The organism is Corynebacterium glyciniphilum AJ 3170 (genome assembly GCF_007673095.1).
Taxonomy (GTDB): domain Bacteria; phylum Actinomycetota; class Actinomycetes; order Mycobacteriales; family Mycobacteriaceae; genus Corynebacterium.
This window is the reverse complement of the sequence record NZ_VDYZ01000010.1, coordinates 59,035-73,847: the sequence shown is the minus strand read 5'-3', so window position 1 is coordinate 73,847 and position 14,813 is coordinate 59,035. Positions and strand designations below refer to the sequence as shown.

The following is a 14,813-nucleotide window of genomic DNA, read 5'->3' as shown; positions in this document are numbered from 1 at the left end:
GAATCTCACTGTCCGATGACCTCCAGGACCTCGGGCAACGAGGTGACGCCGTCAGCGGCAAGGAAGTGGCCGGCGCCGGGTACAACCTGTGCCGTCGTCCCCAGAAGCTCGGCCAGCCGATCCGTGTACGACGGCGGGACGAGGGGATCGTTGTCGGAACGCAGAATGGCGATTCGGTCGATGTGACCGTCCAGTCCCGTCACATCACCTCCGTCCGCAATGTAGTCGTCCAGTTCCGGCAGGGAGGGAAGCCGGTCAATGAAGCCGGAGACCAGCACCAGAGTCCCCAGGCGCCATGCGCCACTCAGTGACTGCAGATACCGAAGGGCGGTGAGGGATCCGAGGCTGTGCGCGACGATGACCGAGTTCTCGTCCACCTCCCCGACCGCGGTGCGCACAGCGTCGAACCACTTCACGGGCTCCGGGTTAAGGGGATCAGGTAGCGCGGGGACGGTCGTCGGGATGCCGTCGGAGCGAAGACGTTCGGCCAACCAGCCGAACCAGTGGTCCTCGGGCGTCGCTCCGTAGCCGTGGATGATCGTTGCACGTCGTGAGGTTGTTCCAGTTACCATGCGACGGAACGATAGGGGTTCACGTTAGTGTGAAGGTCAAATCCACGAGGAGGACATGTGCTCATCGGTGAACTGGCGGACCGGACCGGGGTATCCACCCGCGCGCTGCGCCACTACGAGGAACGCGGACTGCTGGTCCCGCACCGCGACACCAACGACTACCGGATCTACACAGAGGAGGACGTTGTCCGGGTGGCACAGATCCAGACCATGATCGCTGCCGGCCTGGGCACTGATCCGATCCGCCGCTACATCGACTGTGCCCGCACCGGTGATCATGGTCTGTCGCTGGAGATGTGCCCGGATCTGCGTGCCGAACTCGATGCCCTGGCCACAAAGCTGACGGCGCAGCAGAGCACACTCGAGCAGAAACGCGAGCGCCTGTGCGCTCTCGCGGCAAACGATGGCAACTCCTGACGCCCCGACAGCCGACGTCCCCCTCCGCAGAGGGCTTTCCCTGCTGGTTTCCTACGCGCGGCCACACCTGCGCATTCTCCTCGTCGGCGTTCTCCTGGGACTGTTCGCCACCGCGGTCACACTGGCGACCCCGATGGCAGCGAAATGGGTTCTGGACGGGCTGGGTACCGGGCGTAGTCTCGCCGGCCCGGTGACAATCCTGGTGGCGCTCCTGCTCGTCGGTACTTTGGCTGGCTTCGTACAGAGTGTGCTGCTCGGTCGGCTGGCGGAGCATATCGTGTTGGACGCCCGGCGGTCGCTGATCCACCGTTTCTTCCGTGCACGCCTGGAGCAGATCCAGCGTTTCAAGACCGGTGAGCTGGTCACCAGGGTTACCAGCGACACCGTGCTGCTCCGCGAGGCCGCGACGTCCAGCGTTGTCCAACTGATCAACGGAGCGGTGTCCCTGGTCGGCACCATCGTTCTGATGGCGCTTCTCGACCTGCCTCTGCTGGCAACCACGTTGCTGGCACTGCTCATCATCGGCGTGATGTTCGGCGTTCTCGTGCCCCAGATCGGTAAGGCCGACAAACAGGCGCAGGACGCGATCGGAGGGCTCGGGTCAACGCTGGAAGGCGGGATGCGGGCCCTACGCACGGTGAAGTCGAGTCGTGCCGAAGACCGTGAGATCGACCGCGTCACCGGTAAGGCCGAGGAGTCCGCGCGCTACTCCATCCGGTCCGTCTGGTATTCGTCGCTGATCTGGACGGTGGCCGGCGGTGGCATGCAGCTGGCGATCATCGTGATCCTGGGGCTGGGTGCGTGGCGGGTGAGTTCGGGCGAGCTCGCCGTATCGACGCTGGTGGCTTTTCTGATGTACGCCTTCAATATTGTCGATCCGATCACCTCTCTGGCCGGGGCGTTCTCGTCCATCCAGTCCGGTTTGGCAGCCGCCGCACGTATCCAGGAGACAGAGCACCTGGCGCTCGAAGACACCGACGCACGACCCGCCGACGGCCCACAGAACACATCCTCGGACGGCGGACCGGCACTGGCGCTGCGACAGGTGACCGCCGGTTACCAGAGTGCCGATGAACCGGTACTGCATGATGTGACCATCGAAGTCCCGCGGACCGGGCATCTCGCCGTCGTCGGGCCGTCGGGAGCAGGAAAGACAACCTTGTTCTCACTGCTGCTGCGTTTCATCGATCCTCGCTCGGGACGCCTGGAGCTCGACGGCGTTCCCTACGAGCGGTTGAGCATCAACGACGTGCGCTCACGCATCGCCTATGTCGAGCAGGAGACCCCGGTCATCCCCGGTACCGTCCGGGACAACGTCCTGTTCCGCGCCCCCGACGCCTCTGACCAGGAGGCGTGGGACGCTCTTTCCGCCGTGCAACTGGACGCGAAGATCCAGACACTCCCGGACGGACTCGACAGCGCTGTGGCGGACACCAATCTCTCCGGAGGCGAACGCCAGCGCCTGGCCGTGGCACGGGCCCTGGTGCACAGGCCGGACGTTCTGTTGCTGGACGAGGCCACCGCGCAATTGGACGGCACGACCGAGGCCGCGATCCAGAAGGTCATCAGTACAGCTGCCCGAACCGGAGCCGTAGTGACCATCGCCCACCGGCTGTCCACCATTCTCGATGCTGATCAGATCGTGGTCCTGGACGGAGGAAAGGTCCGTGACTCCGGTACCCACCAGGAGCTCGTCGCTCGCGATGAACTGTACCGGGAGTTCATCGAAGCCCTGCGCATCCATACGGGGGAGTGACGTCTCGCCGGCCCCATTCAGTCCAGCTACGTGGGGCGTGACCAGTGCGCAATCATGAGCTGGTGGGCTTCTGCCTGCGACAGTTCGGAGATCTGTTCCTCGGTCATGTGAAGCTCCGACCGGAGGCCGGAGACCAGCCAGGCGGGCAGAGAATCCGACACGTACGGCTCGGGACTGACGTCCACGTCGCCGTACTGCCTCCCTAACTTCTCGACTACCTCCGCCAATGGTCGTGCGAGCGGATTCCCCTGTGCCTTCAGAATGGCGACCCGGTCCCGCATCTCGGCGTAGACTTCCCCGTCCTCACGGGCTCCTGCCGCCCAGATCTCAGCGATATCGAGCACCGGTCGGTGGTTCTCGTCGGTGGTTTCACGCCAGACGATCCTCCACGCACGGTTCCCGACAACCAGTTTCCGAAACCCGACGAGAGCACCGACAAGTGGTTCCCCGGCGTCGGCTGCACGTTCCAGAAGCAGCATTTTAGCGAAGACGTCCCTGACAAGCTGGGGGTCCTTACGGTGCAACCTCCGGAGATCCTCGACGGCATATTCTGTCAGCCGCACACGCCTTATGCGTCCGGATCCACTCACCGCAACGAGTGGAGACCCGCAGAGATCTCGGCCTCAATATCGTCGCGATTGATACCGAACTCTGCCATCGCATCGTCGAGTGACGTGCGAACGCCGCTGTCTGTGGCAAAGCGGGCCAGCAGGAGGGCCACCTCCCGGAGATTCTCGCGGTCCTCGCGGAGTTGGGCGATATCATCTGCACCGACAACTTCGGCAACAACGCGTCCGTGACGCGACAGGCCGATCTCTTGGCCTGCCTCCGCCGCACTCACCAGCCCGGAGATGCCCGCATGGTTGGCCTCGGTAATCGAGAATGTCCTCATGCGAGTAATCCTACCTAGAAAACTACCTGGATTCCAGAGTGCCTGACATCGTTCCTCACAGACGAGAATCGACCAGGTCAAGGAACCAGCAGAATCTTTCCGGCCGGGTGGCCCGTCTGACTGAACGTCAGCGCGTCTGCGGCCCGAGCCAGTGGAAAGGTCGCACCGACTCTCACGTTGACCACGCCATGTGCGGCCAGTGCAACGGTCTGTTCCAACTCGTCCGCCGGGTGTCGCACCCACAGAATTCCGGCGGCGTCCGAGTGGTGGTCTCCCCACGCCGTAACGGCACGACCGCCCGTGGCCAGGACCTCGCGAGTCACGGCCACCGTTTCCCGCCCGCCGACGGCGTCAGCGACGGCATCGATGGAACGGTGGCGTCTCAGTGAGTCGAGAAGCCCGGGGCCGTACTCCACGGCGACCGCACCGAGCGAGCGCAGGTAGTCGTGGTTACCTGCCGATGCTGTCCCGATGACCCTGGCTCCCCGACTTACAGCGATCTGCACTGCCGCCGAGCCGACGCTGCCGGCGGCGCCATGCACCAACAGTGTGTCCCCCGCCGTCACACCAAGGTTTTCGACCAGCGAGTACCCGGCCACTGCGGAGGACGGCAGCCCTGCCGCCTGCTCGATACTCAGCGAGTCCGGACGGAACACGACGAGGCTGGCATCCACCACCAGATGCTCCCGGAAGGACCCTCCGCGGGCACCGGCTATAACCGGATCACCGATGTGAAGATGAGGCACTCCAGGTCCGACAGCCTCGACCACCCCTGTGCCGGCCCACCCCGGGACGTGTGGAAACGGCACACGGTCAGTGTGCCGGAAGTATCCGGCGACCATCTTCCAGTCCACCGGATTGACCCCGATCATCTCCTGCCGGATCCGCACCTCCCCAGCTCCAGGAGCGGAGAGTTCCTCAAGCTCCCAGCGAAGGACGCCCGGGCCACCGTAGCGGTAGTAGGCGATTCGCTTATTCGTGACGTTGCTCATGGTGTCGACGCTAAAGCCTCACACCGGTGTGAGAGTCAAGCCGTCGTGGGCCGCGGGCTGGCAGTGATCACAGCATCCAGTGCCGTCACTGAGGTGCGTAATGCGTCAATACGGTCGAGGAGTTCATCACGCTCAGCAACGAGTTCGTCGTAGAGGTCCGAACAGGCCAGCGCCATAGGATCACCCTCGTGGCCCTGGAGACACGGCAGGATGTGTTCGATCTTGTGGGTGCTCAGCCCCGCAGACAGCAGTGTCTGGATACGATGCACACGGTCAACATCAGCGTCGTCGTAGATCCGGTACCCACTGGACAGCCGGTCCGGGTGCAGCAGGTTCTGCTCTTCGTAGTAACGCAGGGAACGGATACTCACCCCGGTCTGCCGCGACAGTTCGCCGATCCGCATCGAGGACTCCTTTCCGGGAATGACTCTCACATAAGTGTCAGAGTTTAGCTCCTCAGACTAAAGTGCCTCCGGGACGGACACTCAGGGGTGGCCACGCCTCTCAAAACCAACCAGCAGTGCACGTCCCAGGAAGCCCCACGCCTTTGACGCCTATCCACAAGGAGTCTCGGCTCCTTCCACCTGCCGACTACCCTGCTCTCGTCGTTGATTGGCAGACGCTCGCTTCGTCCTACCGTCCAGGAGCATGTCGCACGCCCACAGCACCAGCGCAAGAACCGCGACCGCGGCACCAATAGCGGGAATCGCCGGATAGTCATGCCCCACCGACAGCGCCAACCCGCCGAGCCACGGCCCGAGAGTGATCCCGACATTGAACGCCGATACATTCCCCGAGACTGACAACGTGGGAGCATCCGGAGCAAGAGGGATGAAGCGCGAGTTCAACGCAGGGTTGGTGCTGAAACCGAGGAAGCCCAGCGCCACGACTAGTGCGATGACCGCCCCCGGATACTGCGCGAACAGAGCCAGCAGCACGGACGTCACCAGCAGCCCGGCGAATCCGATACCGAGAACGGACTTCGGGTAACGGTCGGCAGCCTTGCCACCGAGGGCGATGCCGACGAGTGCCCCGAAACCGTAGCCGAACAACACCGCCGGCACCCAGGAGGAGGCGACGCCCGTGGTCTCGACCAACATCGCCGAGAGGTAGGAGAACGTCCCGAGCAGTGCGGTGGTCGCTGTCGCCGTCATCGCATAGGACAACCACAGTCGGGGCGGACGCATGCCCCTGAGCTCCGCACGGAGATCCGGCGGGTTCTCCGGACGCAGAGCAGGCACGCAGAACACAATGACGGCAGCCGCGACCGTCCAGAAGGCGCCCCTCCAGCCGAGATGCTGCCCGATCCACGTTCCTGCCGGGAGACCGAGCACGGTGGCGACGGTCAGCCCGCCGGCGACGATGCTCATCGCCTGACCACGTCGCTCTGGTCCAGCCAAGGCCATCGCGGTGCTCCCACCGACAGCCCAGAAACCGGCGTAGGCGAATGCTCCGATGAATCTCATGGCGAGCAACAGTTCATAGCTTCCGGTGAGCGCGCTGACCACATGGCTGACGACAAACACTGCGAGGAACAGCAGCAGAGCGAAGCGTCGGGGCCAGCGCAGGGTCAGTGCCGCAAGCACTGGCGCTCCGACGAGCATGCCGAGCGCGAATGCACTGATGAGCATGCCCGCCTGCGGGATGGTCACGTCGAGGTCCTCGGCCATGTCAGGCAGCAGACCAGCGAGCATCAACTCGCTGGTGCCCTGAGCGAAGATGCCGAATCCGATACCCCAGATTGCGAGTGGCATCACAATAGTGCCCCCTCTCCATACCCGGGTACTGCAGTGTTCATTCCCGTGAGCGATGTCATCGCCGTCCTCCTTTTTATATCGAGTGCTACAAAAAGAGACCGTAGCACATTTTGTAGCGCCCGACATACAATGGAGGAATGACTTCCACGCCACCCCGCGGCAGGCCCCGCGGCTTCGACCGGGACACCGCCCTCGACACCGCGATCCGGGTGTTCTGGCGCAAGGGTTACGAGGCCACGTCGGTACGCGACCTCAGCCAGGAGCTGGGAATCGGGCAACCCAGTCTCTACAACGCCTTCGGCGGAAAACGCGCCCTGTTCACCGAAGCTGTCGGTGTGTACGACCACACGTACGGAGGATTCATCGATGCCGCACTCGACGAGGAACCGACGGCCACCCTCGCACTGCGCCGAATTCTGACGGAAGCACCACAGCGCTACACCCGCGACGGATTGCCCCCGGGTTGCCTGATTGCCGGTGGGGACGCCGGCACAGACGATGAAGACGTCCACCATGAGTTGTCAGAACTCCGCCAGCGCAAGACGGCCCAGATCGCCGCCAAGATCGACGATGACACCAGAGCAGGACGGCTCCCCTCAGAAACAGACTCATCAGCGACAGCTGCCTACGTGATGACCGTGCTGAGCGGGCTGGCCCAGCGGGCTCGTGACGGTGTTCCGCGGCACAGCTTGGAGGCAATCGCGAAAATTGCCGACAGTGCACTCCCGCCAGCTCAATTACCTACTGAACGGACGGACTAGCGGTGGAACAGCACAAATATCCTCAAGGGAGCAGATCCAACATGTGCGGCCGAACCTTCATCGAATGAATGATCAGCTCATTGCCACTGTCGAATACCAGCACGACAGTCTCAAGCATTCTCCGTGAGTATCAAAACCAAGTCTCAGCTGTCGTGACGGGGATTCTTCATCAAGATCATCGATCCACAACGGCCGCGAAGCCGCCTGAATCGAATCTTGAGGCGGAATTCCATGCTTCAGAGCCGAATCATGAACTCTCATGCGACCGAGTTGCGCAGAGCCTCGCGGATAACATCGGAGCGGGTTTTCCCTTCTCTCCCGGCCCGCTCATCAACCTCGGCGATCTCCTCGGAAGTGAGACGGAGGGCGACCACCTGAGAAGGTTCTGCACCGCGGCCAGGACGCCCACGACCACGCTTCTTGAGCGCGTTGACGTCATAACCTGCCTCAGCCTCCTCCGCCCACGCTTCAATCTGGTCGTCAGTAACAGGTATCCCGTTGATGGTCTCATTCTCGCTCATGACAATAATGTATAACGAAAAGAGCGCCCTGACCATCCCCCGCGGCCGTTGAGACGGCCGTACGTGATAGCCAGCTTCTCCTTCCCCGGCCTACGCTTCCGTACGGCGCAGGGCAGCGGCTCTGGCAATGACGATGAGAATCAACCCGACAACAGTCAGTGCAGCACCGGTGAACGTCGGACTCCGCAGCCCGAACCCGGCAGCAATGGCAGCTCCGGCGATACTCACACCGATGGTGTTGCCGAGGTTGAACGCCGCGATATTCGTGGCCGACGCCAGGGTGGCTGCACCATGAGCATGCCGCATGACCCGCGCCTGGAGCCCCGGCACGGTGGCGAAACCCACGAGCCCGAGCAGGAAGAGCATGATGCCGGTAGCCACCGGCATCGCAGCGACAGCCCCGAGGACGAGCAGAACGACAGGCAGCAGCAGAGACAGGATCAGCACGGCGTTGTCGGCGTTGCGGTCAGCCGCCTTTCCGCCGACGATGTTCCCCAGAAACAGCCCCACACCGAACAACACCAACAGCCACGGCACCGTCGCAGCCGAGAAGCCACTGACCTCGCGCAGCAGCGGTTCGATGTAGGTGAAGACGCCGAACATGCCTCCGAAAACCAGCGCGGTGGTCAGCAGTGACGCCAGCACCTGCGGCCGTGCCAGTGCCCTGAACTGCTGGCCGACCGGAAGCTGCTCTTCCTCCGGCTCAGTGCGCGGGACGAGAGCGACGAGTCCGGCGAAAGCCACCACGCCCACCGCCGAAATCACCCAGAAAACCGTCCTCCACCCGAACTGCTGGCCGATCAACGACCCGGCCGGGACACCGAGAACATTGGCGATAGTCAGCCCGGCGAACAGCGCCGCCACGGCGGAGGCCTGCCGTTGACGCGGGACCAGGGATGCAGCCAGCACGGCACCGATTCCGAAGTAGCCGCCGTGGGCGAGCGCGGCGAAGACACGCCCAGCGAACATGACCTCGTAGTTCGGCGACCAGGCGGACAACAGGCTTCCAGCGATGAAGAACGCCAGCAGTACCAGCAGCGCCTGCTTGGGCGGACGTTTCATCAGCAACGGTGTGAGAACAAGCGCACCGGGCACCACCGCCAGGGCATAACCACCGACGAGATGACCGGCGACGCTGATGCTCACCCCCAGGTCGTCCGCGACCTCGGTGAGCAGTCCGGCGATGACGAACTCCGTGAGCCCGATCCCGAAACCACCGGTACTCAACGCGAGCAGGGCCAGGGAGGCGGTGCGTCGCGACATACCGGGTGAACAAGTCTCCTCTACTGTTTCCATGCCCGTCACCGTGCCCCGGCGCGAACCAGGTAGCCAGGCCCCTGCCGTGACTAGCACCGGCAGTGACAGCCATAGCCCGTGGGGCTGCCGAACCGCGACCGTCAGCGTTCGCCGGTGACCAGTCCGGCAAGGTAGTGACGGACGATCCGCTCCACGCCGGCATCGTCGCTCACGTCGACACCGCCTCCCCGAATGATCCGTTGCGTCAGCAGGGCATCGACCAACGCGACAAAATCGGCGGCCGCCTCCGCAGCGTCATCCACCCCGAGGAGCTGGAGGCACCGCTCGGCTGCTGCAACCAGCTGCGGACGCACCGGTAGGTCCCCCGCCAACAGGACGCGTATCTCGTCGTCGTGACGGTACTCGATGCGCAGGGCGATCCGGGCGACGTGCTCCTCCTCGCGCCGTAGCGTCGCCCCGATGGCCCGTGCAACCAGCGTCGCTGCGGTAGACACCGTGAGAAACTCCGGCCACCGCACCGCTGACGTATCCGCTGTCGTGCGCGTCGCCAACCGCCCCACGATGAGGACGATGAGGTCACGCCGGGTACGGGCGTAGTACGACGTCGATCCGGCGGACAGTCCCACCTCCGTGTCGATGGCCCGGTGGGTGAGCGCACGGACACCGCGCGACGCGATGATCCGGATCCCGGCGTCAGCGATCTCTGTTCGGCGGTCTTGCCCTGGTGACTGCTCCGACACATCGGCAATCCTAGTGCACATCGAGTACTCTACATATGTAGAGTACTTGATAACGCGAAAGGGTGTACGCCATGAGAATCGCCGTCATCGGTGCCGGGATCGCCGGACTGGTCGCCGCCGCGGGCCTGCAGAGAGACGGTCACGACGTGGCCGTCTTCGAACGTCGCTCCAACTCCGATGCCGTGGGTGCAGGGCTCACGTTGTTCGGCAATGCCTTCGAAGCCCTCGACCTCGTCGGACTCGGCGATACTGTCCGGGGTGTGTCGAGCACCGCCATCGGATCGATGCGCGCCGGACAACGCACTCCCTCAGGACGCTGGATGACCACCGCTTCTCCGTCGACCTCAGGAGCGGTACGCAGCATTCATCGCAGTGACCTGCACCGAGTCCTTATAGACTCCCTTCACACGGGGACGCTGCGCACAGGCACGCCCGCCACTGTCTCGGCCGACGGGACACCACGCATCGTCGCGGCCGGCCAGTCCGAGGATGTCGACCTGGTCGTCGTCGCGGACGGGATCCACAGCCCCAACCGTCGTATTCTTGGGTTGGACACCGGTCTGCATTACGCCGGTTACACCGCCTGGCGCGGCGTGACCGGCGCGCCGGTGGACGTCCACCACGAGGCAGGCGAGACGTGGGGACGCGGGCAGATCTTCGGTATCGTCCCCCTTTCCGACAACCGCATCTACTGGTTCGGAACGCTGAACTGCCCCGCCGGGTCAACCTTCCCCGATGAGCATGCAGAGGTCCGCCGACGCTTCGCCGACTGGCACCCGCCGATCCAGGAATGCATCGAAGCGACCCCGTCGGAAGTGCTCCTGAGACATGACGTCTACGACCTCGCCGCACCACTCCCCTCCCTGGTGAAGGGCCGCACCGTAGTCATCGGCGACGCCGCCCACGCCATGACCCCGAATCTCGGCCAGGGGGCGGGCCAGGGCATTGAGGACGCCGCGACGCTCACCGTCCTCTTACGGGACGCCTCCCCGGATGCCCTCGAATCGACGCTGCTCACCTATGACGAACTCCGCCGACCCCGCACGACCTCAGTAATGAGGGGGTCTCGTACGGCCGGGCGGGTGGCCCAAGCGTCCAATCCACTGCTCGCCGGTCTACGCGATGGAGCACTGCGACTCACCCCGGCCCGGGCGCTCATCGTAGCGAACAACCGGCTCGTCAACTGGCCCCGGCCCACCTGACCCCTCAGCACTACCCACCCAGCAGCAGTCAGCAACCCCGGAGGTCGGTCGCACCAACCTGCGGGGTTGCTACCTCAACGGGACAGCACCGGCACCACTGCACGACTGGCCCCGTCCCGACTAACCTCGGCCGCATGGCCACAGTCATCCTGGTCCGGCACGGACGCAGCACCGCGAACACCGAAGGCACCCTGGCGGGACGAACACCCGGCGTCACCCTCGACGACACCGGCCACCGGCAGGCCGAGCGCACCGGAGACCGTCTCGCGACCGTCCCATTGCGTGGGGTGGTCTCCAGCCCTCTGGAACGGTGCCGGCAGACCGCCCAGGCCATCCTCGGGCGGCAGTCGGGCACCCCGTCCTTCACCACCGACGACGGCATCACCGAGTGCGACTACGGCAACTGGCAGGGCCGCAAGCTCACCGATCTCGGTAAGGAAGAACTGTGGAAGACCGTCGTCGGGCACCCCTCGTCGGCCGTGTTCCCCGGTGGGGAATCCCTGGCCGGGATGCAGGAACGGGCGGTCACTGCTGTCCGGCGGCACGATGCAGCCGTGGAGGCTGACCACGGCGCCGGCGCGGTCTGGGTGGCCGTGACACACGGCGACATCATCAAGTCCGTCATCGCCGACGCCTACGGCATGCCGTTCGACCATTTCCAGCGGGTCCACGCAGACCCCGCCTCCGTGTCGGTCATCCGCTACACCGAGGCTATGCCGCACGTGCTCTGCGTCAACACCGAGGCCGGTGATCTGTCCTGGCTGGCGCCGTCCCCCGACCAGCAGAAAGACAGCACGGATGACGGTGCCCAGGTCGGTGGCGGCGCCGGTCACGCCGACTGACCTGGTTCCCCCGCGCGTCCGGTGCACGCCTTTCACTGCACCATTCGCTGCACCAATCAGCGTAAGGCTCCTACAATGGCGCTTATGCCCACCACCACATATGGATTCGACTGGCCGGACCGTTTCGTCGTCGGCACTGTGGGATTGCCCGGTGACCGGACGTTCTATCTGCAGGCACGTGACCGGGGTGTGACCGTCAGCGTCTCACTGGAGAAGCAGCAGTCCGCCGCGCTCGCCGAGGGCGTCGCCGAGCTGCTCGGCAAGCTGCGCAACCAGGACGGCAACCCCTTCAACGTCCCTGATGAGACCGATGAACTGCTCGTTGATGACGAGCCGTTGGACATGCCGGTTGACGAGGAGTTCCGCGTCGGCGTCCTGAGTCTGGGTTGGGACCCGAAGACATCCCAGGTGGTCATCGAGGCCGCTCCCCCGCCTGAGCTCGATCCGGAGGAGATCGAGGAACTGCAGGCGTCCGTCGACTCCGATGAACCCGTCGAGATCCAGGTGGAGCCGGACGAACTGTTCTCCGTGCGTATCCCCGTCGGCGCGGCGAAGGCGTTCGTGGACCGGACACTGGCGATCGTGAACTCCGGTCGCCCCCTCTGCCCACGCTGCGGTGAACCGATGGACCCGGAGGGTCACGAGTGTGACATCCCTGACGGGTTCTGACGTGACCGCGCCGGAGGGCGACCTTGAGCTGGAGGGGCGTATCGTCACCGCCTCGAACGCGACGTTCCGGGGACAGATCGGTGACACGACGGTGGTGTACAAACCCCTGATCGGCGAGAAGCCGCTGTGGGACTTCCCCGACCGCACACTCGCCCGTCGCGAGGTCGCGGCCTACCTGCTGTCGGAGGCACTGGGATTCGGTGTGGTTCCGTTGACCTGGTTGCGCGACGGGCCTTTCGGCGTGGGGATGGCGCAGCTCTGGTGTGATACCACAAGTGGCCGGCACCCCGTGGACCTCGTCTCCCCGGACGAGGCCGACGTCCTCCAGGACGCGGGGTGGTGCCGGGTTCTTGACGGCGTGGACGAGGAGGACGAGCCTGTCGTCCTGCTGCACGAGGACTCTGCAGCACTCCGCAGGATGGCGATCTTCGACCTGCTCGCCAACAACGCCGACCGGAAGGCCGGGCACATCCTGCCGACGGCCGACGGACACCGTTTCGGTGTGGACCACGGACTGACGTTCCACACGCAGAACAAGGTGCGCACCGTGCTGTGGGGTTGGGTCGCCGAACCTTTGTCAGACGAGGAGCTCGCTGCCGTGCGCAGCGTCCGCGACCAGCTGGACTCCGGTCGGGATGACTCCCTCGGAGAAGCGTTGGGAGAGCTGCTGGCTACCGCCGAGGTGACCGCGGTGGCCGACCGGTGCGACCAGCTGCTGGCTGCGGGGGTGTTCCCCGGTCCGCAGCCCGGGTTACCTGCCGTACCCTGGCCGGTCTTCTAGACCCCTGGTCTCAGGCGTCTCAGGCTTTACCCACCAGCCGGTCGACCGCGGGCTGGTTCACCTTCTCGGTGAAGAACTGGATCAGCGGACCGTTGAAGAAAGCGGTCATGACGGTGCCGAAGCCGACCTGGCCCTTGAACAGGATCGCGCCGATCACCGTCAGCACGTCCTGCGGGACACGGACCTTGGTGTAGTTCCATCCGGTCTTGTCGACGATCATCGGCGCGATGGCGTCATAGGGGGCCGTGCCCACGCCTGCACTCATGTACGCGCTGGCACCGAAGGCGAAGACGCAGATCCCGGCGGCGAAGAAGAAGGTCATCAGCAACAGGGACGGGTCGTCCGGGATGACAGGTCCCAGCAGGAAGGAGAACAGGTCGATGAAGAACCCGGTGAGCACCATGTTGATCACGGTGCCGGGCCCGATGTACTTCCGTCCCCAGATCAGCACGGGGATGAACAACACCAGGTTGCTGACCAGCTGGTAGGTTCCCAGCGTCCACCCGATGGTGGAACTGACGCCGGTGTTCAGCGCCGTGTAGGGGTCCACACCCACGCCCCCGGTCTGCAGGATCGCCGCCCCCAGTCCGATGATCATCACCCCGACCAGGGAATAACCACTGCGCAGCCACGTCTCCCGGCTCCCTAGTTTCGCCACGTCGTTCTCCTCTCGCCGGTGATGTCGCCGCCACGGTACTCCGAGTGGGGTGCGGGGGTGTCACCGCTGCACCCGTCAGGCAGTGTGCTTAGACTCGGCGGGATGAAGGCAGTGCAGTTCACCGACCCGGTCGCTTACCACGCTGAAGGCCCCGTGTGGTGGCCTCAGGACGGGTCGCCGGTGGCAGGCACGCTGCGCTACGTCGACATGACCGCCGGTCGGATTCTCACCGCCGACGGGGACGGTTCCGTCACAGCGGCGGACGTGGGCAGCCCGGTCGCGGCGTTCTTCCGCCCCCGTGCCGACGGTGGTGCGGTGGTCGCCACCGAACATGCGGTCTGCCTGGCCGACGATGCCGCCTTGTCGGACCTCCGTCCTGTCGTGACGGTGCTGGACTCCCCCGAGGTGCGCTTCAATGACGGTGGATGTGCACCGGACGGCACCCTCTACGGCGGATCGATGCGCTATGACCAGGCGTCCGGCGGCGGTGTCCTCGTCTCGGTGGCCAGCGACACCTCCGTGACGACCGTGCGCGACGGTGTGACCGTCTCCAACGGTCTGGACTGGAGCCCCGACGGAACACTGGCGTACTACAACGACACCCCGACCCGGTCGACGACGATCTATTCGTGGGACACCGATCTCGGGCTGCACGACGGTCGGACACTGTTCACTCTCGATGACGGTGACCCGGCCGGGGGCCCGGACGGTCTGTGCGTCGACGCGGAGGGCAATGTCTGGACGGCTATCTACGGAGGTTCCCGGGTCGAGTGCCGCGACCCCTCCGGCGTCCTGGTCGACGTCGTGGAACTCCCGGTGACCAATGTGACCGCGTGCACCTTCGGCGGCCCGGAGTTGGACCGGTTGTTCATCACCACGACCCGGGAGAATGTGCCGGACGGCACCCAGCCGACCGCCGGTGCGGTGTACGTCGCCGTCCCCGGGGCCCGCGGACAACCGGTACGGCCGTTCGCCGGATAATCCACTAGCTCAGGA

At 64.8% G+C, this 14,813-nt stretch carries 18 protein-coding genes; 8 read left to right on the top strand and 10 right to left on the bottom strand.

Annotated elements, in window-relative coordinates:
* Positions 1-5 precede the first annotated feature (5 nt).
* Positions 6-572, bottom strand: coding sequence for an RBBP9/YdeN family alpha/beta hydrolase (locus FS507_RS10950; protein WP_145942821.1), 567 nt, complete (start codon positions 570-572; stop codon positions 6-8).
* Positions 573-629: 57 nt separating this feature from the next.
* Between FS507_RS10950 and FS507_RS10945 the strand changes: the two genes are divergently transcribed.
* Together FS507_RS10945 and FS507_RS10940 are read left to right on the top strand one after the other, a co-directional pair.
* Positions 630-989 carry a MerR family transcriptional regulator gene (locus FS507_RS10945; RefSeq protein ID WP_145942820.1) on the top strand — a complete coding sequence of 120 codons (360 nt, stop codon included), beginning with the start codon at positions 630-632 and terminating at the stop codon, positions 987-989.
* Positions 976-2,745 carry an ABC transporter ATP-binding protein gene (locus FS507_RS10940; RefSeq protein WP_145942819.1) on the top strand — a complete coding sequence of 590 codons (1,770 nt, stop codon included), beginning with the start codon at positions 976-978 and terminating at the stop codon, positions 2,743-2,745. Before FS507_RS10945 ends, FS507_RS10940 begins: the two co-directional genes overlap by 14 nt.
* Positions 2,746-2,771: 26 nt before the next feature.
* Here FS507_RS10940 and FS507_RS10935 read toward each other — a convergent pair whose 3' ends face one another.
* The 5 genes from FS507_RS10935 to FS507_RS10915 form a co-directional block, all read right to left on the bottom strand.
* The gene (locus FS507_RS10935) at positions 2,772-3,308 is read right to left on the bottom strand and encodes a type II toxin-antitoxin system RelE family toxin (protein WP_145942818.1); all 537 of its coding nucleotides are present in this window, start codon (positions 3,306-3,308) and stop codon (positions 2,772-2,774) included.
* Positions 3,309-3,331: 23 nt separating this feature from the next.
* Positions 3,332-3,637 (bottom strand): type II toxin-antitoxin system Phd/YefM family antitoxin, encoded by a 306-nt coding sequence (locus tag FS507_RS10930; protein ID WP_145942817.1) that lies wholly within the window; start codon positions 3,635-3,637, stop codon positions 3,332-3,334.
* 77 nt (positions 3,638-3,714) lie between these two features.
* Positions 3,715-4,629, bottom strand: a complete 915-nt coding sequence (locus FS507_RS10925) for an NADP-dependent oxidoreductase (RefSeq protein ID WP_145942816.1) — start codon at positions 4,627-4,629, stop codon at positions 3,715-3,717.
* A 35-nt stretch (positions 4,630-4,664) separates the two neighbouring features.
* The gene (locus FS507_RS10920; protein ID WP_145942815.1) at positions 4,665-5,033 is read right to left on the bottom strand and encodes a MerR family transcriptional regulator; all 369 of its coding nucleotides are present in this window, start codon (positions 5,031-5,033) and stop codon (positions 4,665-4,667) included.
* A gap of 150 nt (positions 5,034-5,183) precedes the next feature.
* Entirely contained in the window at positions 5,184-6,383 is a 1,200-nt protein-coding gene (locus FS507_RS10915; protein WP_145942814.1) for a Cmx/CmrA family chloramphenicol efflux MFS transporter, read from the bottom strand.
* A 140-nt stretch (positions 6,384-6,523) separates the two neighbouring features.
* Between FS507_RS10915 and FS507_RS10910 the strand changes: the two genes are divergently transcribed.
* A complete protein-coding gene (locus FS507_RS10910; protein ID WP_145942813.1) occupies positions 6,524-7,147 on the top strand; it encodes a TetR/AcrR family transcriptional regulator in 624 nt (207 codons plus the stop codon).
* 257 nt (positions 7,148-7,404) lie between these two features.
* On the opposite strand, the gene FS507_RS10900 is transcribed toward FS507_RS10910, so the two are convergent.
* The 3 genes from FS507_RS10900 to FS507_RS10890 all read right to left on the bottom strand — a co-directional run bounded on the left by FS507_RS10900 (position 7,405) and on the right by FS507_RS10890 (position 9,665).
* Positions 7,405-7,668 (bottom strand): ribbon-helix-helix domain-containing protein, encoded by a 264-nt coding sequence (locus FS507_RS10900; RefSeq protein WP_145942812.1) that lies wholly within the window; start codon positions 7,666-7,668, stop codon positions 7,405-7,407.
* 90 nt (positions 7,669-7,758) lie between these two features.
* Complete coding sequence (locus FS507_RS10895; RefSeq protein ID WP_145942811.1) at positions 7,759-8,964, bottom strand: MFS transporter; 1,206 nt, start codon at positions 8,962-8,964, stop codon at positions 7,759-7,761.
* A 101-nt stretch (positions 8,965-9,065) separates the two neighbouring features.
* Positions 9,066-9,665 carry a TetR/AcrR family transcriptional regulator gene (locus FS507_RS10890; RefSeq protein WP_145942810.1) on the bottom strand — a complete coding sequence of 200 codons (600 nt, stop codon included), beginning with the start codon at positions 9,663-9,665 and terminating at the stop codon, positions 9,066-9,068.
* 71 nt (positions 9,666-9,736) lie between these two features.
* Between FS507_RS10890 and FS507_RS10885 the strand changes: the two genes are divergently transcribed.
* The 4 genes from FS507_RS10885 to FS507_RS10870 all read left to right on the top strand — a co-directional run bounded on the left by FS507_RS10885 (position 9,737) and on the right by FS507_RS10870 (position 13,159).
* Positions 9,737-10,867: an FAD-dependent monooxygenase gene (locus FS507_RS10885; protein WP_145942809.1), complete on the top strand. Its 1,131-nt coding sequence runs from the start codon at positions 9,737-9,739 to the stop codon at positions 10,865-10,867.
* A 134-nt stretch (positions 10,868-11,001) separates the two neighbouring features.
* The gene (locus tag FS507_RS10880; protein ID WP_145942808.1) at positions 11,002-11,709 is read left to right on the top strand and encodes a histidine phosphatase family protein; all 708 of its coding nucleotides are present in this window, start codon (positions 11,002-11,004) and stop codon (positions 11,707-11,709) included.
* A gap of 84 nt (positions 11,710-11,793) precedes the next feature.
* Positions 11,794-12,378 (top strand): DUF3090 domain-containing protein, encoded by a 585-nt coding sequence (locus FS507_RS10875; RefSeq protein ID WP_145942807.1) that lies wholly within the window; start codon positions 11,794-11,796, stop codon positions 12,376-12,378.
* Positions 12,356-13,159 carry an SCO1664 family protein gene (locus FS507_RS10870; protein WP_260853333.1) on the top strand — a complete coding sequence of 268 codons (804 nt, stop codon included), beginning with the start codon at positions 12,356-12,358 and terminating at the stop codon, positions 13,157-13,159. Before FS507_RS10875 ends, FS507_RS10870 begins: the two co-directional genes overlap by 23 nt.
* 19 nt (positions 13,160-13,178) lie before the next feature.
* On the opposite strand, the gene FS507_RS10865 is transcribed toward FS507_RS10870, so the two are convergent.
* Positions 13,179-13,817 (bottom strand): YczE/YyaS/YitT family protein, encoded by a 639-nt coding sequence (locus tag FS507_RS10865; protein ID WP_222121412.1) that lies wholly within the window; start codon positions 13,815-13,817, stop codon positions 13,179-13,181.
* Between the two features lie 102 nt (positions 13,818-13,919).
* Here FS507_RS10865 and FS507_RS10860 point away from each other — a divergent pair, with 102 nt between their 5' ends.
* Entirely contained in the window at positions 13,920-14,798 is an 879-nt protein-coding gene (locus FS507_RS10860) for an SMP-30/gluconolactonase/LRE family protein (protein WP_145942806.1), read from the top strand.
* The last annotated feature ends 15 nt before the right edge of the window (positions 14,799-14,813 follow it).